The organism is Vibrio nitrifigilis, assembly GCF_015686695.1.
Taxonomy (GTDB): domain Bacteria; phylum Pseudomonadota; class Gammaproteobacteria; order Enterobacterales; family Vibrionaceae; genus Vibrio; species Vibrio nitrifigilis.
On the sequence record NZ_JADPMR010000003.1, the window covers coordinates 34,852 to 58,859 of the forward strand.

18 protein-coding genes and 1 pseudogene are annotated in these 24,008 nt (G+C 43.5%); 5 read left to right on the plus strand and 14 right to left on the minus strand.

Annotated elements, in window-relative coordinates:
• The first annotated feature begins 171 nt into the window (after window positions 1-171).
• The 3 genes from I1A42_RS14035 to I1A42_RS14045 all read left to right on the plus strand — a co-directional run bounded on the left by I1A42_RS14035 (window position 172) and on the right by I1A42_RS14045 (window position 3,035).
• Entirely contained in the window at window positions 172-852 is a 681-nt protein-coding gene (locus I1A42_RS14035) for a TIGR00153 family protein (RefSeq protein ID WP_161153823.1), read from the plus strand.
• A 145-nt stretch (window positions 853-997) separates the two neighbouring features.
• Window positions 998-2,257, plus strand: a complete 1,260-nt coding sequence (locus tag I1A42_RS14040) for an inorganic phosphate transporter (protein WP_161153822.1) — start codon at window positions 998-1,000, stop codon at window positions 2,255-2,257.
• Between the two features lie 169 nt (window positions 2,258-2,426).
• Complete coding sequence (locus I1A42_RS14045; RefSeq protein ID WP_161153821.1) at window positions 2,427-3,035, plus strand: TIGR04211 family SH3 domain-containing protein; 609 nt, start codon at window positions 2,427-2,429, stop codon at window positions 3,033-3,035.
• A 77-nt stretch (window positions 3,036-3,112) separates the two neighbouring features.
• On the opposite strand, the gene I1A42_RS14050 is transcribed toward I1A42_RS14045, so the two are convergent.
• Together I1A42_RS14050 and I1A42_RS14055 are read right to left on the minus strand one after the other, a co-directional pair.
• Window positions 3,113-3,832 (minus strand): general secretion pathway protein GspB, encoded by a 720-nt coding sequence (locus I1A42_RS14050; RefSeq protein WP_196123861.1) that lies wholly within the window; start codon window positions 3,830-3,832, stop codon window positions 3,113-3,115.
• Complete coding sequence (locus I1A42_RS14055) at window positions 3,822-5,423, minus strand: AAA family ATPase (RefSeq protein WP_196123862.1); 1,602 nt, start codon at window positions 5,421-5,423, stop codon at window positions 3,822-3,824. Before I1A42_RS14055 ends, I1A42_RS14050 begins: the two co-directional genes overlap by 11 nt.
• Window positions 5,424-5,503: 80 nt before the next feature.
• On the opposite strand from I1A42_RS14055, the pseudogene I1A42_RS14060 reads away from it, so the two are divergent.
• A pseudogene (locus tag I1A42_RS14060) lies at window positions 5,504-6,734 on the plus strand (multifunctional CCA addition/repair protein).
• Window positions 6,735-6,814: 80 nt separating this feature from the next.
• On the opposite strand, the gene eno reads toward I1A42_RS14060, so the two are convergent.
• The 5 genes from eno to rlmD all read right to left on the minus strand — a co-directional run bounded on the left by eno (window position 6,815) and on the right by rlmD (window position 14,534).
• Complete coding sequence (gene eno, locus I1A42_RS14065) at window positions 6,815-8,116, minus strand: phosphopyruvate hydratase (RefSeq protein ID WP_196123863.1); 1,302 nt, start codon at window positions 8,114-8,116, stop codon at window positions 6,815-6,817.
• 78 nt (window positions 8,117-8,194) lie between these two features.
• Window positions 8,195-9,832 carry a CTP synthase gene (locus I1A42_RS14070; RefSeq protein ID WP_161153816.1) on the minus strand — a complete coding sequence of 546 codons (1,638 nt, stop codon included), beginning with the start codon at window positions 9,830-9,832 and terminating at the stop codon, window positions 8,195-8,197.
• Window positions 9,833-10,025: 193 nt separating this feature from the next.
• A complete protein-coding gene (gene mazG / locus I1A42_RS14075; protein WP_196123864.1) occupies window positions 10,026-10,820 on the minus strand; it encodes a nucleoside triphosphate pyrophosphohydrolase in 795 nt (264 codons plus the stop codon).
• 81 nt (window positions 10,821-10,901) lie between these two features.
• Window positions 10,902-13,124, minus strand: coding sequence for a GTP diphosphokinase (gene relA / locus I1A42_RS14080; RefSeq protein WP_161153814.1), 2,223 nt, complete (start codon window positions 13,122-13,124; stop codon window positions 10,902-10,904).
• Window positions 13,125-13,214: 90 nt separating this feature from the next.
• A complete protein-coding gene (gene rlmD, locus I1A42_RS14085) occupies window positions 13,215-14,534 on the minus strand; it encodes a 23S rRNA (uracil(1939)-C(5))-methyltransferase RlmD (protein WP_196123865.1) in 1,320 nt (439 codons plus the stop codon).
• A 164-nt stretch (window positions 14,535-14,698) separates the two neighbouring features.
• Between rlmD and barA the strand changes: the two genes are divergently transcribed.
• Window positions 14,699-17,503, plus strand: coding sequence for a two-component sensor histidine kinase BarA (barA, locus tag I1A42_RS14090; RefSeq protein WP_196123866.1), 2,805 nt, complete (start codon window positions 14,699-14,701; stop codon window positions 17,501-17,503).
• A gap of 72 nt (window positions 17,504-17,575) precedes the next feature.
• On the opposite strand, the gene acpS is transcribed toward barA, so the two are convergent.
• The 7 genes from acpS to lepA all read right to left on the minus strand — a co-directional run bounded on the left by acpS (window position 17,576) and on the right by lepA (window position 23,963).
• Window positions 17,576-17,953 carry a holo-ACP synthase gene (acpS, locus tag I1A42_RS14095; protein ID WP_161153811.1) on the minus strand — a complete coding sequence of 126 codons (378 nt, stop codon included), beginning with the start codon at window positions 17,951-17,953 and terminating at the stop codon, window positions 17,576-17,578.
• A complete protein-coding gene (pdxJ, locus tag I1A42_RS14100; protein ID WP_196123867.1) occupies window positions 17,950-18,690 on the minus strand; it encodes a pyridoxine 5'-phosphate synthase in 741 nt (246 codons plus the stop codon). Before pdxJ ends, acpS begins: the two co-directional genes overlap by 4 nt.
• On the minus strand, window positions 18,687-19,415 hold the full coding sequence (gene recO, locus I1A42_RS14105; RefSeq protein WP_161153809.1) for a DNA repair protein RecO: 729 nt from the start codon (window positions 19,413-19,415) through the stop codon (window positions 18,687-18,689). The genes pdxJ and recO overlap by 4 nt, the downstream gene beginning before the upstream one ends.
• A gap of 94 nt (window positions 19,416-19,509) precedes the next feature.
• Window positions 19,510-20,475 carry a GTPase Era gene (era, locus tag I1A42_RS14110; RefSeq protein ID WP_196123868.1) on the minus strand — a complete coding sequence of 322 codons (966 nt, stop codon included), beginning with the start codon at window positions 20,473-20,475 and terminating at the stop codon, window positions 19,510-19,512.
• Window positions 20,468-21,145: a ribonuclease III gene (gene rnc, locus I1A42_RS14115; RefSeq protein WP_161153807.1), complete on the minus strand. Its 678-nt coding sequence runs from the start codon at window positions 21,143-21,145 to the stop codon at window positions 20,468-20,470. The genes era and rnc overlap by 8 nt, the downstream gene beginning before the upstream one ends.
• A gap of 37 nt (window positions 21,146-21,182) precedes the next feature.
• Entirely contained in the window at window positions 21,183-22,079 is an 897-nt protein-coding gene (lepB, locus tag I1A42_RS14120) for a signal peptidase I (protein WP_196123869.1), read from the minus strand.
• Window positions 22,080-22,169: 90 nt separating this feature from the next.
• Window positions 22,170-23,963 (minus strand): translation elongation factor 4, encoded by a 1,794-nt coding sequence (gene lepA / locus I1A42_RS14125; protein WP_161153909.1) that lies wholly within the window; start codon window positions 23,961-23,963, stop codon window positions 22,170-22,172.
• Between the last annotated feature and the right edge of the window lie 45 nt (window positions 23,964-24,008).

The window sequence follows — 24,008 nt, forward strand, 5'->3', positions numbered from 1 at the left end:
TTGCCTATTCGACACTGGAGCAAGAGAGAAATATCGCGCTTTTGATGATCTAAAACTATTTTAATGCGCGCTCGAATGGGTTAACATGCGCGCCTTTATAGCCAACGCTCAACATTTCGCCATAAAATGGCATATGTTTAATTTAGGTTATAGCAATTAGGTTGAATGACCATGCCAGTAAATACAATAATGGGGTTATTTGCAAAGTCCCCAATAAAGCCTTTGCAACGACATGTCGTTTGTGTAAATGAATGTTGCTCTCACCTAGTTAACTTCTTTGAAGTATGTAACAAAGGGGATTGGGAAAAAGCAGCTGAAGTTCGCGCACAGATTTCTCATTTAGAGAAAGAAGCTGATGTGTTGAAACGAGAAATTCGTCTTAAACTGCCACGCGGTTTATTCATGCCAGTTGATCGAACTGACATGTTGGAATTGCTGACACAACAAGACAAACTAGCCAACCTTGCGAAAGACATTTCCGGCCGCGTTTACGGTCGTCAACTAATCATTCCTGAATCCATTCAAGATCACTTTATAGCTTATGTGAGACGTTGCTTAGACGCAGCGGTTCAAGCTCAACATGTTATTAACGAGCTCGACGAACTGCTAGAAGCCGGCTTTAAAGGTCGTGAAGTTACTTTAGTGGCAGAAATGATCAATCAATTGGATGTTATCGAAGATGACACCGACAATATGCAGATCCAGTTACGTCAGAAACTGATGGCATTGGAAAGTGAATTGAACCCAATTGATGTCGTTTTCTTATATAAGATTTTTGAATGGGTAGGTGGTATTGCCGACCAGGCTCAGCGTGTAGGCGCTCGTCTGGAAGTCATGCTGTCACGCTCATAAAGATAAAAGTTAACCCAATAACAAAGAGTCAGTAATTTAGTTCCAGCCCATGTTAGGCGCAGAGTGAAACTTCGCCAACGGGCTAGACGCGTGTCCAAAAAACACAGTTTATGACTCCGCTTGTTATCAACAACTAGGTATTACGATGGATATCCTTGCGAACTACGGCACTGTCCTGATTCTCGTCGCTGGCGCTTTTGGCCTTTTAATGGCTATAGGTATTGGTGCAAACGATGTTGCCAATGCTATGGGGACCTCAGTAGGTTCCAAAGCACTAACCGTTAAACAAGCGATTGTAATCGCAATGATCTTTGAATTCGCTGGCGCTTATCTAGCTGGCGGTGAAGTAACTGACACCATTCGTAAAGGGGTGATTGAAACCTCTCTATTTACTGCGCATCCTGACGTGCTGATTTATGGTATGTTGTCATCACTACTTGCAGCAGGTACTTGGCTACTCGTTGCATCTTACATGGGCTGGCCGGTTTCAACTACGCACTCAATCATCGGTGCGATCATCGGTTTCGCATGTATTTCTGTTGGAACCAATGCCGTCGACTGGGGCTCAGTAAAAGGCATTGTGGGTAGTTGGATTGTAACCCCAATTATCGCAGGTTTCTTCGCTTATCTTATTTTCGTCAGCGCTCAGCGACTTATTTTCGATACCGAAAACCCGCTTTTAAACGCCAAACGTTTTGTCCCTGTGTACATGTTTATTACCACCATGGTAATTGCACTTGTCACCATCAAAAAAGGCCTCGCTCACGTTGGCCTACACTTAACTAGCACCGAAGCTTGGATATGGGCAATTGCTGTATCGGCTGTCGTGATGGTCGGTGGTTATATCTATATTTCAAAACGTTTCTCTAATCGCGATAACAACCAAGGCTTTAATGGCGTTGAGAGCATTTTCAGTGTGCTCATGGTTATCACCGCATGTGCAATGGCATTTGCTCATGGTTCAAACGACGTTGCTAACGCGATTGGTCCATTGTCTGCCGTAGTTGCAACCGTAAACAGCATGGGTGTTATTGGCGCGAAAAGTGAAATTGCATGGTGGATTTTACCTCTTGGCGGTGTTGGTATCGTTGTTGGCCTAGCAACACTAGGTCATAAAGTGATGGCGACTGTTGGTACTGGCATCACTGAATTAACACCAAGCCGTGGTTTCGCAGCTCAGCTTGCAACAGCATGTACCGTTGTATTAGCTTCAGGTACTGGCCTACCTATTTCAACCACACAAACACTTGTGGGTGCCGTTCTAGGTGTAGGTTTTGCACGCGGTATTGCAGCACTAAACTTAGGTGTTGTACGCAACATTGTGGCATCTTGGGTTATCACTTTACCTGCTGGCGCAGTGCTTGCCGTGGTTTTCTTCTATGGAATTCAAGCGGCGTTTTCATAGTCAATAGCGTCAATACACTGTTAGTGAAGTGTAATTATTGACTCAAAAACGAATTAAAGGGAGGCTTTGCCTCCCTTCTTTGTTGCACCAAAGGCGGAAAATTTTTACTATCAGTTCATCGTAAGAGAAAACACTAACTAAGCTCAAATCTAAAGCTAAGGGATTTACTGTGAAAAAACTGCTCTGCATGGTGCTATTTTCTTTAATAGCGGCTCCGGTGTTCGCCCAGAACCGTTATATTTCAGATGAACTTTTTACTTACATGCACTCAGGTCCAACTAATGAGTACCGGATTATTGGTAGTGTCAATGCGGGTGAAAAGGTCAATTTAGTCGAAGAAAATAAAGACACAGGATTCAGCAAAGTTGTTGATGAAAAAGGACGTACAGGCTGGGTCGAAAGTCGTTACGTGACACAAGAAGTTAGCCGAGCGATTCGTCTACCACAGCTCGAAAAAGAGCTGTCCAGCGTCAAAGCAAAACTTGCTACTGCAAGTAAATCTGCTGACGAAGAAAAAGCGGGGCTACAAGAAGCTCTGGAAGTACGTAATAAACAAATCTCTGAGCTCGAGAAAAATTATGGTGATATCAGTAAGCAATTAACTGAATCACAATCAGAAGTTCGTAAACTTCGTGCACGTTTAGATACTCAAAAAGAAGATCTACTACTGAAATACTTTATGTATGGCGGTGGTGTTGCAGGTATTGGTCTGATCTTCGGATTAGTTCTTCCACATATCGTTCCACGTCGTAAACGTAAACCTTCTGGTTGGGCTTAATCTCCTTTAACTCTCCAATAATAATGACAAATGCCGCTCTATTGAGCGGCATTTTATTATCATTAAACACTGCAGTGTTAACCTTTCCAATCGTATAGAGCTGGAATTTCTATTAAGTCACCGCGGAAGCGAATAATGGTACTTTTCGGCTTAATCTCAACTAGGGTCGCATCCACTAAAATCTTATCGCCTTGATGATACTCTACTCCGTTAATTTTTACCCAACGCCGCGGGACATCTGTTGTGAAGACATGTGTTTGAAAATCAAGTGGCGGCAATACGCCTTTATATTCAAGCGCATGACGACGTAAATCCATCGCATCTTCATCTTCGCTGGCCCGTGTTTCATCTTCTTTTTCACTTTTTAATGCCGCTTGAACTTTTGACTGCATCGATGCAGAAAGCTGACTTAAGTCGAGATTTTTAAGTGCATCTTCCGCGTCTTGATCGTCTTTTTTCTGTTCTTCTGCTTGCTGGTCATCCGTTGTAACGGATACTGGTTGCTGCTCAGCAGCTAACACATCAGCGCTCGGGGCAATAATGTGACTATTGACGGGCTGTTTATCTTGCTGACCCTCTACACTAATCAATGTTGATTTTAGCGGTGTAAAATCAGGGTAATCATCTTGGTGATAATTCGCCTCTACCGATTTAATCGCCGCAGGAGCCTCTAAGCGAGCCTTTATCTCTTTAACTCGCTCATTGTATGTTGTTAGCGATAATCCTATGACAGTAGCGATTACAGGCACCATAAAGGCACCTCTTATAATCCATGCCGAGCATTGATTACTTTTCATGACGACTCTCCTTAAGCTGAGGAGCATTATGTTGACTCATCATTTCAATTTTCTGCAGGGTCCGCTCTCCAGCCACACCATCTTCCGTCATTTTCTGCCAGTTCTGAAACAGAGCCACTTTTTTCTGTAAAGCCTGATCAAACTCGGTGCTGTCTACGTCAGGCACTTTCAATAGTCCAGCCAGTTTATGATTGAGCATTCTTACATCTTGGCCCTGCATGCCGAGTTTTAAGGTTCGGGTAAATTGATGGTGCCACGCGATAAAATACTGACCTTTCCAGTAAGGCTCTAACCATTGGGTCGCAAGTTGATAGCGTTGACCTTCTAAGAGAAGATCGGCTTGCTGTCCGTTTAAGTGGTATAGAACCGCATAACGTTTCATGCCATTCATATCAAGTTCAAGCACAACAGGTAAGTTGCGTTTTGCTAACTGAGCCCAATCACCACTAGCGGATGAGCATTGTAGTTGGGAAGGATGATCATTCTGACACATCATATCCGCCACGCTAGCTTGATAACCCCACACTGAAAATAGAGTATTCATCGCTTGTTCACGGTCACTCGATTGTTCCAGCGCCTTCTTAACCGGCGCTGGAATAACCTGATGGGTAATTGGCGTAGGTAAACTAGGTAATGGCATACGCTGATCGAGTATCGGCTGAGCAATAAGCGGCCAACATAACCAAAGAGCAACTGAACAAACTCCACCCAAAATAAAGTTCGTCGCTGGTTTAAGCCAAACGGCGGAACTCATAGGCGAAGCTGTATCTTGATAAATGGTGGACTGAAAACTCATGATTTGTGCCGTCGCTTGCTTCACGTTATCAAAAGAAACATGAGTCTCACTAGATTGATACGCCGACTTCAAGGCAGCATCACAAACCAAATTGATCAAACGCGGAATGCTATGAGTGTGTTTAGCAATCCAACGGCAAGCACTCGCTGGAAATAAATCAGGACTTCCCCCAGCTTTTTCGAGACGGAAACGAATGTATTGCGCGACTTCTTGTGGGTTCAGCGGCAAAATATGATACCGCGCAGTGATGCGTTGTGCTAATTGGCGTAACTGCGGTAATTGCAACTTTTGCTGTAATTCAGGTTGTCCAACTAACAATACTTTTAATAACTTACGTTGCTCAGTTTCTAAGTTAGTCAACAACCGAAGTTGCTCTAACACATCAGGAGCCAAATGCTGCGCTTCATCAATCACAAGTAACACTTGCTTGCCCTGTTTATCTTGGCTAATCAAGTAATCCTGTAGCGCTTTACTGAGCTGTTTAAGTGATGCTTGTTCCCGATACTCGACCGAAAACTCATCACAAATGCTCTCTAATAACTCTCGTTCAGAAAATGTGGGATTCAGAATAAATCCCGCTATCGTAGATTCAGGTAACTGAGCGATCATCGCCTTTGCTACAGTCGTTTTGCCGGTCCCCACTTCTCCCGTGAGCATGGCAAAACCGCCGCCATCACCTAATCCAGATTGAAGATAGGTCATCGCCTCTTTATGGCGTTGACTTAAAAATAGAAAACGTGAGTTTGGCACAATTGAAAAGGGTAATTCATTAAAGCCAAAAAATTCCTGATACATGTGCGCTTCTCTACCAATACAACTGACAGCAAAGTATCATTACTGTCGATGTTTATCCAAATGTAATAAGGGTTCTTTCGGTGCAAGTCTATCTAGTCGGCGGCGCAGTCCGCGATCAACTGCTTAATATTCCAGTCCACGACAACGACTGGGTCGTCGTCGGCAGCACTCCAGAAGAGATGTTGAACGCAGGATATCAGTCGGTCGGGAAAGATTTTCCTGTTTTTCTTCACCCAAAAACAAAAGAAGAATATGCCCTAGCCCGCACCGAAAAAAAAAACCGGTGTCGGTTATACCGGCTTTGATTGCTACTTTGCAAAGGACGTCACGATTGAAGATGATCTTATGCGACGCGACCTTACGATCAATGCTATAGCTCAAGATCCCCAAGGAAACTTGATTGATCCCTACCACGGTGCTGACGATATCAAACACCGTAAGTTACGCCATGTTTCTACTGCCTTTACCGAAGATCCTCTCCGAGTATTAAGAGTGGCACGCTTTGCAGCTAAACTTCATCACCTTGGTTTCACTGTCGCAGACGAAACATTGGACTTAATGCGCCATATTGCCCAATCAGGAGAATTAAATCACCTCACGCCTGAGCGAGTATGGCAAGAATGGCACAAATCTCTGACAACACCAACACCACATAAGTTTCTCGAAATACTACAAAACTGCGGTGCATTAGAAGTGGTCTTGCCCGAATTAGCCGTTTTATTTGGTGTTCCACAACCTGAAAAATGGCATCCGGAAATTGATACTGGCATCCATACACTAATGGTGGCAGAACAAGCCGCGCAATTAACCCCTTCCCCTATCGTTCGTTTTGCTGCTCAAGTTCATGATCTTGGCAAAGGTGTTACACCAAAAGAAGAGTGGCCAAGCCATAAGCTACATTGCCACACGGGCGTTAAAATCGTTAAAGCTCTGTGTGAACGTGTTCGGGTACCCAATGAGTTTCGTGACTTAGCTGTCGATGTCTGTGAACAGCACACCAATATCCATAACGCTTTGCAACTCAAGCCAGCCACTCTGGTAAAAATATTCAATAAACTTAAGTTATGGCGTCAACCGCAACGACTCGAACAACTACTATTGTGCTGCGCTGCAGATCACAAGGGGCGTTTAGGGTTTGAACAATTGGACTACGCTGTTGCAGAGTATGTAACAGAAGCATTTAATGTGGCAGCACAAATCAATGCACAAGATGTGATTAAAGATGGATTTAATGGCAAAGAGATCAGCGAAGAACAAAATCGCCGTCGAGTTAGAGCGGTTGCACAATTTAAACAAGAATATTTAGAGTGAATCCCTTCGTATCGGATAATCTTCAGACATAAAAAAACGCCTCCGTCGAGGCGCTTTTTATGTTCAAAGCAAGCTAAAAATTAAGCTTGGCCTTTCACTTCTTTAAGACCGTTGAAAGGAGCACGTTCACCTAGTGCTTCTTCGATACGGATAAGTTGGTTGTATTTAGCAACACGGTCAGAACGGCTCATAGAACCAGTTTTGATTTGACCAGCAGCAGTACCAACAGCTAGGTCAGCGATAGTTGCATCTTCAGTTTCGCCAGAACGGTGAGAGATAACTGCAGTGTAACCAGCGTCTTTAGCCATCTTGATAGCAGCTAGAGTTTCAGTTAGAGAACCGATTTGGTTGAATTTGATAAGGATAGAGTTAACGATACCTTTATCAATACCTTCTTTAAGAATCTTAGTGTTAGTTACGAATAGATCGTCACCAACAAGTTGGATTTTGTCGCCAAGAAGTTCAGTTTGGTGTTTGAAACCTTCCCAGTCAGATTCGTCTAGACCGTCTTCGATAGAAACGATTGGGTATTCGTTAGTTAGACCTTCTAGGTAGTGGTTAAACTCTTCAGAAGTGAAGATTTTGCCTTCGCCTTTAAGGTTGTAGTTTCCTGCTTCTTTGTCGTAGAACTCAGATGCAGCACAGTCCATAGCAAGAGTGATGTCTTTACCTAGTTCGTAACCTGCAGCAGCAACAGCGTCTTTGATTGCAGCTAGAGCAGCAGCGTTAGATTCAAGGTTAGGAGCGAAACCACCTTCATCACCAACAGCAGTGTTCATGCCTTTACCTTTAAGAACTTTAGCTAGGTTGTGGAATACTTCAGAACCCATGCGAACAGCTTCTTTTAGTGATTTAGCGCCAACTGGTTGAATCATGAATTCTTGGATATCAACGTTGTTGTCTGCGTGCTCACCACCGTTAAGGATGTTCATCATTGGTAGAGGCATTGAGAATACACCAGGAGTGCCGTTTAGTTCAGCGATGTGTTCGTATAGAGGCATGCCTTTAGCTGCTGCAGCTGCTTTAGCGTTAGCTAGAGATACAGCTAGGATAGCGTTAGCACCGAAGTTTGATTTGTTTTCAGTACCGTCAAGGTCGATCATGATTTGGTCGATTGCAGCTTGGTCTTTAGCGTCTTTACCTACTAGTGCTTCAGCGATTTGGCCGTTTACAGCAGATAGAGCTTTAAGAACGCCTTTACCTAGGAAACGAGATTTGTCGCCGTCACGTAACTCAAGAGCTTCACGAGAACCTGTAGAAGCGCCAGATGGTGCAGCAGCCATACCTACGAAACCACCTTCTAGATGAACTTCAGCTTCAACAGTTGGGTTACCACGTGAGTCGATGATTTCACGACCTAGAACTTTAACGATCTTAGACATTAATGTTTCCTCTCATTGAATTTAAATGTCAAAAACTAGGAGGTACCCGAACAAGGCTCCGATACCTCCGTATCCTTTTTACTTCAATTCACCGCGTTGAAATTGGCCTGCCGCTTTAACAAAACCAGCGAACAGAGGATGGCCATCGCGAGGAGTTGATGTGAACTCTGGGTGGAACTGCGCTGCAACAAACCATGGGTGTGCAGGGTTCTCGATCACTTCAACTAGTTTCTTATCTGCAGACAAACCAGAAACTTTTAAGCCCGCTTTTTCAAGTTGTGGACGTAATACATTGTTCACTTCATAACGGTGACGGTGACGCTCATGAATTGTGTCATTGCCATATAGGTCACGAACTTTAGAATCACCTTGAAGGTGACAAAGCTGAGAACCTAGACGCATAGTACCACCAAGATCCGATTTTTCGCTACGCTCTTCAACGTTGCCTTCTTCATCGACCCATTCTGTGATCAATCCTACCACAGGGAATTTGGTGTCTTTGTTAAATTCTGTTGAATGTGCACCTTCCATACCCACAACGTTACGTGCGTATTCAATCAGTGCAACCTGCATACCTAAACAGATGCCAAGGTATGGGATGTTATTTTCACGAGCATATTGTGCAGCACGGATTTTACCCTCAATACCACGATCGCCGAAACCACCTGGAACTAAGATTGCATCAAGTCCCTCTAATAGTTCGGTACCTTTGCTTTCGATATCTTGAGAATCAACGTACTGAATGTTCACGCTTAAACGGTTTTTCAGACCAGCGTGTTTTAATGCTTCGTTTACTGATTTGTATGCGTCTGGTAATTCAACATATTTACCTACCATACCAATAGTCACTTCACCGGTTGGGTTCGCTTCTTCGTAGATAACTTGTTCCCACTCAGAAAGATCCGCTTCTGGTGCGTCGATACCAAAACGAGTACAAACAAGATCATCAAGACCTTGAGACTTGATCAATTGAGGAATCTTGTAGATAGAATCTACGTCTTTCATCGAGATAACCGCTTTTTCTGCTACGTTACAGAACAACGCAATTTTCTTACGTTCGTTAGCAGGAATAACGCGATCACTACGACAAATCAGTACGTCAGGCTGGATACCAACAGATAGCAACTCTTTAACAGAGTGTTGAGTCGGTTTAGTTTTCACTTCACCAGCTGCTGCTAGATAAGGAACTAGAGTCAAGTGACAGAATAGAGTACGTTCACGGCCTACTTCGATCGCTAATTGACGAATTGCTTCGATGAATGGCTGTGATTCGATGTCACCAACAGTACCACCGATCTCAACTAGAGCAACGTCATAGCCTTCAGCACCAGCAATTACGCGGTCTTTGATCGAATTAGTAATGTGAGGGACAACCTGAATAGTGGCACCTAGATAGTCGCCACGGCGTTCTTTACGAAGAACGTCTGCGTAAACACGACCCGCAGTGAAGTTGTTACGCTTAGTCATCTTAGTACGAATAAAACGCTCGTAGTGACCAAGGTCTAGGTCAGTTTCCGCACCATCTTCCGTAACGAATACTTCACCGTGTTGAGTTGGGCTCATTGTGCCTGGGTCAACGTTGATGTATGGGTCAAGCTTCATAATGGTCACTTTAAGACCACGAGCTTCTAAGATCGCTGCTAATGATGCTGCTGCAATACCTTTACCTAGAGAGGATACAACCCCGCCAGTAACAAAAATATAGTTTGTCGTCATGTTTAACCTGAAATTGGTTGAATGAGGGAAATGGATTTCTTCTGGACGGGACGAAATAATACCAGAACCCATTTATCGCCACAACGTGAAATCTATCACACTCAGTTTTTTATTTTTTGCTTCAAATCAAACTGTATTAACGCAATAAAAACCGCATCGTTATCAATGAAGCGAAATCGTCCCGAAAAACGGGTTATTTTTCGGCCTTCTTGACCAGTTCCCAATAGGAATCTAATTCTTCTAAAGCGCAGTCCTGGAGCTGCTTGCGCGCATTTTTTACGTGCTTCTCAACACCTTTGAAGCGACGTACGAATTTTTGGTTTGCTTTGGCCAATGCCACTTCAGGATCTTTTCCTAAATGTCTGACCAAGTTCACAGTTGCAAACAATAAATCACCGAGTTCTTCTTCCACTCGCTGTTCATTAATGTCCACTTGCACAGCTTCCTCGACCACTTCATCGATTTCTTCGCGCACTTTATCAACAACTGGACCTAGCGTTCCCCAATCAAAACCCACCTTACTGCATTTCTTTTGGATTTTATTGGCGCGTGACAGAGCGGGTAGTGACGTAGGCACTGAATCTAAAATACTGCTCTCTTGCTTGCCTAATGCCTGTTTTTCTTTTTTCTTTTGTTCATTCCAGTTAGCGTCTAGCTGTTCTTGAGTCGTAAATTGTTCATCACCAAACACATGCGGATGACGACGAATCAATTTCTCATTCACCCCTTCTACCACTTGATTGAAATCGAACAATCCTTTCTCTTTGGCAATTTGGCTATAAAAGATTACTTGAAATAATAGGTCGCCTAGCTCTTCTTGCAAGTTAGGCCAATCCTGATTATGGATGGCATCTACGACTTCATAAGTTTCTTCAATCGTATGAGGAATGATCGAGCTGAATGTCTGTTCTTTATCCCAGGGACAACCATTTTGTGGATCTCGCAGTTGCGCCATAATTTTTTGCAATTCTTCGATAGACTGTGACATATCACTCCTCCATAAAAATAAAAACGAGGCGGTAAACAGGGCTACCTCCTCGTTATAAATCATGCATCACACCACAACGGTTTAACCGAGTCGTTTTACCTGCATAACATCTTTAATTTGTTCGATGCGTTTGGTCACTCTCTCAAACACTTCAACACTGTTGACCTCTAATTCAAAATCCATCACCGTCATTTGGCGTTTGAAGTCGCTGCGGCTCTTCATACTCGTTACTTTCACTTTTTCATTCGCCAGCAAAGTAGTGACATCTTTAAGCAAGCCACCACGCTCCATCGCTTCAACGCGCAAAGTCAACAAATAAGAACCGACAAAACCACGCCCCCAAACGGTTTGGATAATCCGTTCTGGAGCATGATGACGCAACTCAGCTAACTGCTCACAATCGCTACGGTGAACCGAAATACCTCGTCCTTGCGTAATATAGCCACAAATGTCATCGCCTGGAATTGGCTGACAACAACGAGCAAGGTGAGTCATTAAGTTATCGACACCTTCCACTACCACAGCGTCTTTATATGTTGTGGTCGTTTGAGCTGGCTTACTCTCTTCTTGCTGCAGTTTTTCTAGAGCAAGTTTATCTTCCTCTTCTGCAGACGGTTTATTCACTAAGGCATTAATATGATTAATGATTTGGTTAATACGCAAATCACCACTACCAATACCTACGAACAATTCATCCGACGAATTAACGTTAAACCGTTTTAGTGCGTATTGCTCAGCATCTTTTAGTGTTGCACCGATTTTGGCTAATTCAGTTTCTAGAATTTCACGCCCAGCTTCTAAGTTCTTTTCACGGCTCTGTTTACGGAACCATGCGTTAATCTTCGCACGAGCACGGCCGGAATGAACAAATCCTAATGATGGATTCAGCCAATCACGTGATGGGTTGGGTTCTTTCGAGGTGATAATCTCTACCTGATCGCCCATTTGCAACTTATGTGTAAATGGCACAATCCGACCACCTACTTTCGCCCCAATACAGCGGTGTCCTACTTCTGAGTGAATGTGGTAAGCAAAATCAAGCGGTGTTGAGCCCATCGGTAGATCGACCACATCACCACGTGGCGTAAAGGCATAGACACGATCATCAAATACCTGACTACGCAGTTCGTCCAGCATTTCGCCTGAATCGGACATTTCTTCTTGCCAATCGAGCAGTTTACGCAGCCAAGTGATTTTCTCATCATAGCCGCTACGTCCAGCTGAACTTCCTTCCTTGTACTTCCAGTGCGCAGCAACACCTAATTCAGACTCTTCGTGCATTTGCTTAGTCCGAATCTGAATTTCAATAGTTTTGCCTTCTGGACCTAAAATAACGGTATGTATCGACTGATAACCATTGGGTTTAGGGTTCGCGACATAGTCATCAAATTCACTTGGTAAATGCTTGTACTTAGTGTGAACGACGCCTAATGCGGCATAACAATCTTGCAACTGGTCTGCAATGATACGTACTGCTCGTACATCAAAAAGCTCATCAAATGCCAGATTTTTCTTCTGCATTTTGCGCCAAATACTGTAAATGTGCTTGGGACGCCCACTCACCTCCGCTTTGATATTGGAAGCTTTCATTTCTTGACGTAAATCGTCGACGAAATCTTTAATATATTGCTCACGAACAATACGGCGTTCAGATAACTGCTTAGCAATTTGCTTATAGGTATCGGGTTGTTGATAACGGAAAGCGTAATCTTCAATTTCCCATTTTAACTGACCGATCCCTAAACGGTTTGCCAATGGTGCATAGATATTCGCGCACTCTTTTGCTGCAGAACGGCGGACTTCATCCGGCTGATTTTTCACTTCACGTAAGTTACAAATTCGTTCAGCGAGCTTGATAACCACACAACGGAAGTCATCCACCATAGCCAGTAACATACGGCGCACATTATCAACTTGAGCAGACGCTTCGCTGCCATGCAAAGTGACATTCAACTGACCAATAGCCGCCATTTCTTCAACGCCATTGATCAGTTTTATGATTTCCTTGCCATACCCCTCTTCCAGCTCTTCCATATCCAGTAAGCCACTGGTCGCTATAGGTAAAAGCAAGGCGGCCACAAGCGTCGCTTTATCCATCGAGAGAGTGATGAGAATTTCAATCATTTCTCGCCCGCGCCATAGCAACATCGCAGCTTGAGGATTTCCTTCAAGCAGTTCTTCACACTGACGGTATACTTCCGTCAGTTTTGCCGCGGCTCTGGGCTCTAAATTTAAGCTATCAATCCAAGATTTCAGCTCAAATTGTTGATCGGGATTTAAGTGTGCGCTCCGTACCGCAACCATTGATATCGTCCTAAATGTCTTTGTCTCTGCTGTTTGACACAGCTAAAAAAATTAAAGTTCAGCTCACTTGCGCTTTTTTCCAAGTAATCATTACTTTTTAATAAATAACGCCATGGATTCTAGATGACTGGTATGAGGAAACATATCTAGCATTCCCAACCGGACCAATTCATACCCCTGACGCAACAAACTTTGACTGTCCCGAGCAAGCGTAGCAGGATTACATGATACATACACCACTTTGCGCGCAGAAAAAGCGCCTAATTGGTCTATAATACCGGCCGCTCCTGCTCTTGCTGGGTCGAGCAATATTTTATCAAATTGCTTACGAGCCCAAGGCTGAGTAGTCATATCTTCTTCTAAATTGGCCTGATAGAAAGCGATGTTATGCATCTGATTTATTTGGGCATTCTCTGTTGCTTTCAAGACCATCTCGTCAACACCTTCAACACCCACTACCTCAGCAGCTTGTTTCGCAAGCGGTAAGCTAAAGTTACCTAGCCCACAAAATAAGTCTAAAACACGATCTTGTTCGCTTACTTCGAGCCAATCTAATGCCTGAGCAACCATTTGCTGATTGATACCTTGGTTTACCTGAATAAAATTCGTTGGCAAAAAAGGCACCTTCATCTGGCAATCATCATAATATGGCTCATCGCCAAGCTCTTGTATTAATTCATTACTTTCTGGTATTAAATATAACGCCAATTGGGCTTTCTCTGCATAAGTGCGCAATTTGGTGAGATCTTGCGCCGCAAGTGGTGCTAAATGACGCAGGAGTAATACCGTCGTATTCGCCCCTTTAACTAACTCCACATGCCCTAACATGTCAGGACGTTCAAATTTCGCCAGTAATTCATGCAATGGTTTGAGGTGCTGGTTTAAATCGGATTCAAGCACCGGGCAATCCGTCACATTCACAATGCGCTTACTCTGCTTTTGGCGAAAGCCAAAGTTAAGCTGCTGGCTTTTTTTATCCCACCATAAACTCACGCGAGCACGGCGACGATAAGCTTTATCCTCACCGAAAATAGGCGCCGATAATTCCAAAGACTCGCCCGCAAACTTGGTCATCAACTGAGACAACGTCTGCTGCTTGTAATATAACTGAGCTTGCCTATCTAAATGCTGCATGTCACAGCCACCACACTCACCATAATGAGGACAAAATGGATCAACTCGCTGCTCACTCGCTTGCTGCACTTTAATTAACTGGGCGCGAGCAAACTTACTTTTACTTTCCGTTAATTGCATCAGTACTTGTTCGCCAGGTAATGCACCATCGATGAAAACTGGCTTTTTATTCACAAAGGCAATGCCTGCACCGTGGTGATCGAGTTTATCGATGCTCACGACCTGATGCTTTTTATTTATCGAAGTATTCTTTTTTGGTTGGAAAAAACGTGCCATGCTCACTGCCTAAATCGTTATCGTTTTTGCCCAAGTATCACTATTCTGCTTCGTGAAGATTGTCGAAAGAGGTTGAGTTGATTAAGCTAACGACTTATCGGATAACTTTGGCAAACAAATTGTCGGTTATTTTCCCATATCCACACCATAATGTTTAGACAATAATGACCCGATCCAGATATGGCTTACGCGCTCGCGTTATCACACTGACTCTCGCACCAACCTTAATCATAGGGTTACTACTTAGTGCACTGTTTTCATTCAACCGTTATCACGACCTTGAAAATCAAGTCATCAACTCAGGCGCCAATATCATTGAACCGCTCGCTATCGCGAGTGAAGACGCATTACGTAACGACAGCCGAGAATCTGTTCGCCGTATCATCAGTTATGCGCATCGCAAAAATTCTAAATTCGTTCGCAGTATCGCGGTATTCGATGCGAACAATCAGTTGTTTGTCACTTCGAACTTTCACCCCAACTTCGAGGAGATGATGTATCCAAAGGACAAACCGATCCCTCCGCTCAGTAGCTCTCAATTAGATGAGAATACGCTCATTCTGCGCACACCTATTTTAGCGGAGAGCCAATTGGTCGAGGGGAATTGGAATGCCACTAATGCTCCAGTACTGGGCTATGTGTCCATTGAACTTGACCTGACATCACTGCGGCTGCAGCAATACCAAGAAATCTTTTCTGCCTGTTTAGTTCTCATTATGGGGTTAATCCTCTCAGGTATTTTTGCATTCCGCTTAATGCACGATGTCACCAAACCAATCACACACATGAAAGATGTTGTCGATCGGATTAGACGTGGGCATTTAGATGTGCGGATTGAAGGTGTCATGCATGGTGAATTAGATGATTTGAAAAAAGGCATCAACGCCATGGCGATGTCTTTGTCCGAATACCACGTTGAAATGCAGCATAGTATTGACCAAGCCACCTCTGATTTGCGGGAAACACTAGAACAGCTGGAAATCCAAAACGTCGAATTAGACATTGCGAAGAAACGCGCTCAAGAGGCGGCAAGGGTTAAATCTGAATTCTTAGCCAATATGTCGCATGAGTTACGTACACCACTTAACGGGGTGATCGGCTTTACTCGGCAAATGCTCAAAACACAGCTGACAAACAGCCAGAAAGATTATCTACAAACCATTGAAAAATCGGCTAATAATCTACTAAACATCATCAATGACATCTTAGACTTTTCTAAATTGGAAGCCGGCAAATTAGCCCTAGAAAACATTCCGTTTGAATTCCAAGATACCTTAGAAGAAGTCATCAACCTGCAAGCCACCAGTGCCCATGAAAAAGGCCTAGAGATTACCTTACAAGTAGACTCGAAAATACCGGCAGGAGTCGTCGGTGACCCATTACGTATTCAACAAATTCTCACTAACTTAATGGGGAACTCGATTAAATTTACCGAACGCGGAAACATCGACATTAGCGTAGAAATGCGCTCACAACGTGAAGATAGCATTGAACTGCAATTTATGGTTCGTGATACCGGTATCGGTATTTCTGAACGTCAGCAAGCTCAGCTATTCCAAGCATTTAGTCAAGCGGATGCGAGTATTTCTCGGCGTTACGGAGGCACTGGACTTGGGCTGGTTATCACCCAAAAACTGGTTAGCCAGATGGGGGGAGAAATCAGTTTAACCAGTCGCTTACACCAAGGTTCGACCTTCTGGTTTACCTTAAGCCTGCATACGACTGACTTACCAATGAGTGAAAGCTTATTGGAACTCGATTCATTGGAGAACAAACAGTTACTCTTGATCGAACCTAATATGCAAGCGGCATCTATCGTTCAGCAATTCCTAGTGAACGCGGGTATGAAAGTCACCTATCGCTCGACCTTGCCCACAGAATCAACACCATACGATTTTGTGTTACTCAATTTCTCACCGACTAAAGAAGTGGATATGCAAGCCGTAGAGGAAAGTATCCACACGGCTTTGAGCCTATCCTCTAATGTTGTTATCGGTATTCCAAGTACAGAACTGGCGCTGGCAGACCACTTAGTGCAGACCTATCCCGTCCAGTGCATTACTAAACCACTGTCGCGTAAAAAGCTGCTGCAGATGCTCAACAGTCATCAGCCAAAAATCATCGAGCCAATCGAAGTGCTACCCAACTCCGATCGTATTCCGCTGACAGTGATGGCAGTGGATGACAATCCAGCTAACCTAAAATTGATTACCGCCCTACTTCAAGAACGGGTAGAAAGTGTCATCAGCTGTAAAAATGGGTTAGATGCTGTAAAAGAATCCGAGCAGCGTAAGTTCGACATCATATTTATGGATATTCAAATGCCACATATGGATGGGGTAACCGCTTGTCAAGAAATCAAAAAGTCAGCGCTTAACAGTCACACTCCTGTTGTCGCAGTGACCGCACATGCGATGAGTGGTGAGCGCGACCGTTTACTCAAAGCCGGGATGGATGATTACCTGACTAAACCCATTGAGGAACACATTCTTCAACAAGTTCTAGTCCATTGGAATCCCAATATAAATACCGACAAAGTACAAAAACTGGCTATTGCTCCACCAGCTGAAGACAGTACAAATGACAACGATATTGCTGACTCAAGCACAGTAAAAACCAGTAATGGGGTGATTGATTGGGGACTGGCATTACGTCAATCGGCCAATAAACCTGACTTAGCACGAGACATGCTAAAAATGCTGATCGACTATATTCCTCAAGTGAATCAGGTAATTGAAGAAGCTCTTGCTGATGATGATTATCCTGCAGAAGATCTCCTACACCATGTCCATAAAATGCATGGGAGTTGCTCATACAGTGGTGTTCCAAGGTTGAAAAAAGTGTGTGCGACTCTAGAACAAGCGTTACGTTCTGGAGCCAGTATTAGCGAAGTTGAGCCGGAACTATTTGAGCTACAAGATGAAATGGAAAAAGTTGAAAATGCTGCCAAAGCGTTACTAGACAGTTAGTAATTACTTACTTTTACATAAAAACAAGAAAGGGCGTCGTAGGACGCCCTTTCTATATATCACTAAACTCAGTTACGACTCAGCGATCACTGTTGCTACCGCATAATTTCTTTCGTCTGAAATAGACAGATGAAAACTGCGGATACCTTTTTGTTTAGCGAGCGTTAATGCCATGCCAGAAACAGAAAGTAACGGTTTTCCCAACTCATCATGGGTTACCGTAAAATCCTGAAACGAAACGCCTTGAGCGATACCCGTTCCTAATGCTTTTGCTGCGGCTTCTTTCGTAGCAAAACGCTTGGCTAAGAATCGAGCTGGTTGCTTATGTTGAGAAAAAGCCTCTATTTCAGATTCAGTTAAAATACGACGAGCAAAAGAAGCCCCCGTCCTATCCAATGCTTTTTCAATACGAGCAATTTCTGAAATATCTGTTCCTAGGCCAATAATCATAGTGAAGGACGACGTGCCTCAATCATTACCGTTTTCATGTCTACCACGGCTTTATCTAAGCCATCAAACATTGCGCGACCCATGATAGAGTGGCCGATGTTCAATTCATACACTTCTGGTATTTTGGCAATCGCAGCAACGTTGTGGTACGTCAAACCATGACCAGCGTTAACCATAATACCAAGATCAGCAGCATAACTCGCTGCAGCAGCAATTTTTTTCAATTCAGCTTGCTGTTCATCTTCTGTTTCCGCATCGGCGTAGTGACCAGTATGAAGTTCAACAAACGGAGCGCCACAAGCTTTGGCTGCATCAATTTGCTCACGGTCAGCATCAATAAACAGTGACACACGAATCCCAGCAGCAGTCAGTTTACCTGTCGCCGCTTTCACTTTTTCTAATTGTCCCAAAACATCAAGGCCACCTTCAGTGGTCAATTCTTCACGCTTTTCAGGCACTAAACAAACGTATTCCGGCTTAGTTTGCAACGCAATCTCAACCATTTCATCAGTCACTGCCATCTCAAGATTCATTCGTGTTTGTAATGTTTCACGCAAAATTCTAACGTCACGATCTTTAATGTGGCGACGATCTTCACGCAAGTGAATCGTAATACCATCAGCACCAGCACGCTCTGCTATTTCTGCAGCATGCACAGGATCTGGATATTTAGTTCCACGTGCATTACGTAACGTTGCAATATGATCAATATTCACACCTAACAAAATTGAGCTCATTTTCCTGTACTCCGTGCTCTAGGTAGTATTGTTTGTCGAAACAATTCTCTGCTCTTTAAGGGTTTACTGCCAAGATATGGCTTTAATGCGATTCGGGTAAAACGTTTTGCAGCTTGTAGCTGCGCTTTCGTTGTAAAACGTCGCTCACTGATAGCGATCAACTCATCGCCCATGAACGTCAGATTATCCCGTCTAACTGATGCAATAAAGCCTTTTTGTTCACGGTATCGATAAGTCATATTTGGATCAACCGGTTCCCCAGTCCCCGCACAATGTAAGAAATCTACCCCATAACCAATAGACGATAATAATGCCAATTCGAAGCGGCGCAATGCTGGCTCAGGATTATCGGACTGGGCGAGCTCTGAGAGAACTTGCAAATAATCATGAAATAACTCTGGATAGGGAATCTCTGGTGCGAGGATTCTATCTACCAGTTCGTTTACGTACATAGCCGAATAAAGCATGATACCGCTAAGGGGAATCCCTAAGCTAATAGGCTCAGCTTGGCGTAAGGTTTTCATTGAACCTTTACCAAACCATTTTATTAACAGAGGAGTAAAAGGCTGTAATAGACCTTTGAGGTTCGATCTTTTTCCGCGAGCGCCTTTGGCCATAATACTCATCCGCCCGTATTCTTCACTAAATACATCAAGAATTAGGCTAGATTCACTATAGGGACGTCGATGCAGAACAAAACATCGCTGTAGACCGTCAAGGCTCATTCCAAAATCCAAGTAAAGGTTGGGGTAATACCCATTATGACGGTAAGGAGATGTCAGCGCTCAATGCTGAGCGCTGAATACGATTGGAGAGGAATTACAGATCGTCGATGTAACCAAGAGAACGTAAGGCACGTTCATCATCAGCCCAACCAGACTTCACTTTAACCCAAGTTTCCAAGTAGACCTTACGGCCAAATAAATCTTCCATATCTAAGCGAGCTTCACGACCAATGGTTTTAATTTTTTCACCTTTGGTACCGATCACCATTTTCTTCTGACCACTACGTTCAACAAGGATCAAAGCGTTAATATGGAATCCATCGGTATCCGGGTTGTAATCGAAACGTTCAATTTCAACGGTAACCGAATAAGGCAGTTCTTCACCAGTGAAACGCATGAGCTTTTCACGAATGATTTCTGATGCCATAAAGCGTTGAGAACGGTCTGTCACATACTCTTCAGGGAAGTGATGAACTGCCTTAGGTAAGTGATCACGAACATGTTTACGCAACACCTCAATATTCTTACCATGTTTTGCAGAAATCGGTACTACATCCACGAAGTTATAACGTTTAGACAGCTCCATCATGTGCAACATGACATCATTTTTATCTTTGACATTATCCACTTTGTTCACACACAGCACGATTGGAAAATTCGCTTTCTGTAATTTGGTGAACACCATTTCATCATCAGCAGTCCAATGTGTACCATCGACGAGGAAAAGCACTAAATTCACGTCACTTAATGAACTGCTTGCAGCACGGTTCATTAAACGGTTAATCGCACGCTTTTCTTCAATGTGTAACCCTGGAGTATCCACATAGATCGCTTGATAGTCACCTTCAGTATCTACGCCCATAATACGGTGGCGAGTGGTTTGAGGTTTACGCGACGTAATCGAAATTTTCTGGCCGAGAAGGTTATTCAGCAGCGTCGATTTACCTACGTTAGGGCGGCCAACGATCGCCACAAAACCACAATGTTGGTTTTCTGGTGCCGAGGTTAGTTGTGGTTTCGATTCGAAAAACGCATCGATATCAAATTCTTTTTCAGACATTCGTTAGTTGCTCTAAAGCCGTTTCCGCAGCCGCTTGCTCTGCCTTGCGTCGACTGGTGCCTTTACCAATAACAGGCTCTCCAACGCCTGCCACTTCACACGATACAGTGAATTCCTGATTGTGTGCTTCACCTTTGATGTTAGTTACAGTATAGACCGGAAGTGGTTTTCTTCTTCCTTGCAAAAACTCTTGTAAACGAGTCTTAGGATCTTTCTGTGAAACACCAGGCTGAATCGACTCCAGACGTGACTTATACCAACTTAAAATGATGCCACGCACCACTTCAATATCGCTGTCTAAATAAATCGCCCCGATAATCGCTTCTACAGCATCGGCCAAGATTGAATCACGACGGTAACCGCCACTTTTCAACTCGCCTGGACCTAATTTTAAGTAATCTCCTAAACCGAATTCACGGCCTAGCTCCGCTAATGTGTTACCACGAACCAATGTTGCACGCATGCGGCTCATGTCACCTTCGTTTACTTTAGGAAAACGATGATATAAATCATCAGCGACGACAAAACTTAAAATTGAATCGCCCAGAAACTCAAGACGTTCGTTATGTTTTCCGTTGGCGCTGCGATGTGTCAGCGCCAAGTTGATCAGCTCACTATTTTGAAATGTGTAGCCAAGCTTTTTCTCTAATTGATTAATAGGAGAAGTCATACTCTCTCGATGTGTTTATGCCAGAGCGAACTCTGGCTTAGTTAATGCCACCGATGCGGTTAAAACGCACACCAGTTGGTACCCAGGAAGGCAAAATACTGTCTGCTGGACGATCAAATTCAAAACTGATCCAAATGCCGACAGCTTTACCGACTAAATTTGCTTCAGGGACAACCCCCCAAAAACGGCTATCTGCACTATTGTCCCGGTTATCACCCATCATGAAATAATGGCCTTTTGGCACCACCCATTCATTGACACCTGGACGAGGCTGATATTGATCAACCGGATCCATATGCATCGGGTTAATCAAAATATTGTGTTTTACTGACCCTAATTGCTCATCAAGCTGCATTAATGGGATACCACCCTGTATAAATTGGCTTTCTTGAACATTGCTTAACTTCACTGGCTTACATTGACTCTCGCCTTGTGGTTGGATGCACACTTGTTTTGTACGGCTGTAACGAATAGTGTCGCCAGGCATTCCCACCAAACGCTTAATATAGTCAACACTTGGATTTTTAGGGTATCTGAATACAACAATATCACCACGCTTTGGTTCTCCAGTTGGAACTAACGTGGTGTGCCATACAGGGTCTTTTAAACCATACGCATATTTTTCAACCACAATAAAATCCCCAACTAATAATGTAGGCATCATTGAGCCTGATGGGATTTGGAATGGTTCAAAAATAAACGAGCGTAAAATAAGCACAAACGCAATAACAGGAAAAATGGATACAGCGTTTTCAACCCACCAAGGTTGAGGATCGATCTTTTTAACAAGGTTAGGATCAATGCCATTGGTTTCTGTTTGCAGCTGCGTCATTTTTTGCTGACGTTTTTTGCCCCAAACAAACTTCTCTAACACCCAAATGATACCTGTCACTAAGGTCAAGATTACCAAGAATAGTGAAAATGTGTTGGCCATTGACTTCCCTTATCTAAAAATACGAAAGTGAAAGAGCCGAAACCCTTTCACCCAATATTGTGCCATTTAAAAACAATACATTAGCAAATACTAGTCTTTGCCAACGTGCAGAATGGCCAAGAACGCTTCTTGTGGTAATTCAACGTTACCAATCTGTTTCATGCGTTTCTTACCTTCTTTCTGTTTCTTCAACAGTTTTTTCTTACGACTCACGTCACCACCGTAACATTTTGCCAGTACGTTCTTACGTAACTGTTTCACAGTAGAGCGAGCAATAATGTGAGCGCCAATCGCCGCTTGGATCGCGATATCAAACATTTGACGAGGAATGAATTCTTTCATTTTCTCAACCAAGAGTCGACCACGAGCTTGAGCTTGATCTTTGTGAGTGATGATAGCTAATGCGTCAACACGCTCACCATTCAATAGTACGTCAACACGCACCATGTCTGATGCTTCAAAACGTTGGAAGTTATACTCTAGTGATGCATAACCGCGTGACGTTGATTTCAAGCGATCAAAGAAATCCAATACCACTTCAGCCATTGGAATATCATAAGTAAGTGCCACTTGATTACCGTGGTACACCATATCTTGTTGCACGCCACGTTTTTCAACACACAAGGTAATAACGTTACCTAAGTACTCTTCTGGAACCAAGATGTTACAACGAGCAATCGGTTCACGAACTTCTTCAAGATCACTAACTGGCGGTAATTTCGCAGGGCTATCTACATAGATAATTTCTTGATCCGTTTTCACTACTTCGTAAACTACTGTCGGCGCTGTAGTGATAAGGTCTAGGTTATATTCACGCTCTAGACGTTCTTGGATAATTTCCATGTGCAGCATCCCAAGGAAACCACAACGGAAACCAAAGCCTAACGCTGCTGATGTTTCTGGCTCGTAAAATAACGAAGCATCATTTAGTGACAGTTTACCCAGTGCATCACGGAAGTTTTCGTAATCATCTGATGATACAGGGAACAGACCAGCATAAACTTGTGGGCGAACCTTTTTAAAACCAGGTAACGCTTTTTCACACCCGTTTTTCGCGAGAGTAAGCGTATCACCAACAGGTGCGCCAAGAATGTCTTTGATACCACAAACAACCCAGCCAACTTCGCCCGTTTCAAGGCCATCGGTTGGGACGCGTTTTGGTGTGAAAATACCAATACCATCAATACCCCAAGTTTGACCAGTACTCATCACTTTGATTTTGTCGTTTTTCTTCAAACTACCATTTTTAATGCAGACCAAAGAAACAACACCTAAGTAGTTATCAAACCATGAATCAATGATAAGCGCTTGTAGAGGTGCATCAGGATCGCCCGTTGGTGCCGGAATAGATTTAACAATGTTTTCTAAAACATCATCAACACCAATACCGGTTTTTGCTGAACAACGTACAGCTTCCATGGCATCGATACCAACGATGTCTTCGATTTCTTCAGCAACGCGTTCTGGGTCAGCAGCTGGCAAGTCGATTTTGTTTAATACCGGAACCACTTCTAGGTCCATTTCAATCGCGGTATAACAGTTTGCTAGAGTTTGAGCCTCTACGCCTTGACCTGCATCGACCACCAATAACGCCCCTTCACAAGCAGCAAGGGAACGCGACACTTCGTATGAGAAGTCAACGTGTCCTGGAGTATCGATAAAGTTTAGCTGATAGGTTTCGCCATCTTTAGCTTTGTAATCCAGCGTCACACTCTGAGATTTAATGGTGATACCACGTTCACGCTCTAGATCCATCGAATCTAGAACTTGTGCCGCCATTTCACGGTCAGTCAATCCACCACAGACTTGAATTAAGCGGTCAGATAGAGTCGACTTACCATGGTCGATGTGGGCGATGATCGAAAAGTTACGAATGTGCTTCATAGGTTTGGGATGACTAAACTCTTGTAAATTAGGAAAATAGAATAC

What these genes read in the sequence shown, in the direction of transcription:
- I1A42_RS14035 (WP_161153823.1), top strand. Translation starts at nt 172, where the DNA reads ATGCCAGTAAATACAATAATGGGGTTATTTGCAAAGTCCCCAATAAAG.
- I1A42_RS14040 (WP_161153822.1), top strand. Translation starts at nt 998, where the DNA reads ATGGATATCCTTGCGAACTACGGCACTGTCCTGATTCTCGTCGCTGGC.
- I1A42_RS14050 (WP_196123861.1), bottom strand. Translation starts at nt 3,832, where the DNA reads ATGAAAAGTAATCAATGCTCGGCATGGATTATAAGAGGTGCCTTTATG.
- I1A42_RS14055 (WP_196123862.1), bottom strand. Translation starts at nt 5,423, where the DNA reads ATGTATCAGGAATTTTTTGGCTTTAATGAATTACCCTTTTCAATTGTG.
- eno (WP_196123863.1), bottom strand. Translation starts at nt 8,116, where the DNA reads ATGTCTAAGATCGTTAAAGTTCTAGGTCGTGAAATCATCGACTCACGT.
- I1A42_RS14070 (WP_161153816.1), bottom strand. Translation starts at nt 9,832, where the DNA reads ATGACGACAAACTATATTTTTGTTACTGGCGGGGTTGTATCCTCTCTA.
- mazG (WP_196123864.1), bottom strand. Translation starts at nt 10,820, where the DNA reads ATGTCACAGTCTATCGAAGAATTGCAAAAAATTATGGCGCAACTGCGA.
- relA (WP_161153814.1), bottom strand. Translation starts at nt 13,124, where the DNA reads ATGGTTGCGGTACGGAGCGCACACTTAAATCCCGATCAACAATTTGAG.
- rlmD (WP_196123865.1), bottom strand. Translation starts at nt 14,534, where the DNA reads ATGGCACGTTTTTTCCAACCAAAAAAGAATACTTCGATAAATAAAAAG.
- barA (WP_196123866.1), top strand. Translation starts at nt 14,699, where the DNA reads ATGACCCGATCCAGATATGGCTTACGCGCTCGCGTTATCACACTGACT.
- acpS (WP_161153811.1), bottom strand. Translation starts at nt 17,953, where the DNA reads ATGATTATTGGCCTAGGAACAGATATTTCAGAAATTGCTCGTATTGAA.
- pdxJ (WP_196123867.1), bottom strand. Translation starts at nt 18,690, where the DNA reads ATGAGCTCAATTTTGTTAGGTGTGAATATTGATCATATTGCAACGTTA.
- recO (WP_161153809.1), bottom strand. Translation starts at nt 19,415, where the DNA reads ATGAGCCTTGACGGTCTACAGCGATGTTTTGTTCTGCATCGACGTCCC.
- era (WP_196123868.1), bottom strand. Translation starts at nt 20,475, where the DNA reads ATGTCTGAAAAAGAATTTGATATCGATGCGTTTTTCGAATCGAAACCA.
- rnc (WP_161153807.1), bottom strand. Translation starts at nt 21,145, where the DNA reads ATGACTTCTCCTATTAATCAATTAGAGAAAAAGCTTGGCTACACATTT.
- lepB (WP_196123869.1), bottom strand. Translation starts at nt 22,079, where the DNA reads ATGGCCAACACATTTTCACTATTCTTGGTAATCTTGACCTTAGTGACA.
- lepA (WP_161153909.1), bottom strand. Translation starts at nt 23,963, where the DNA reads ATGAAGCACATTCGTAACTTTTCGATCATCGCCCACATCGACCATGGT.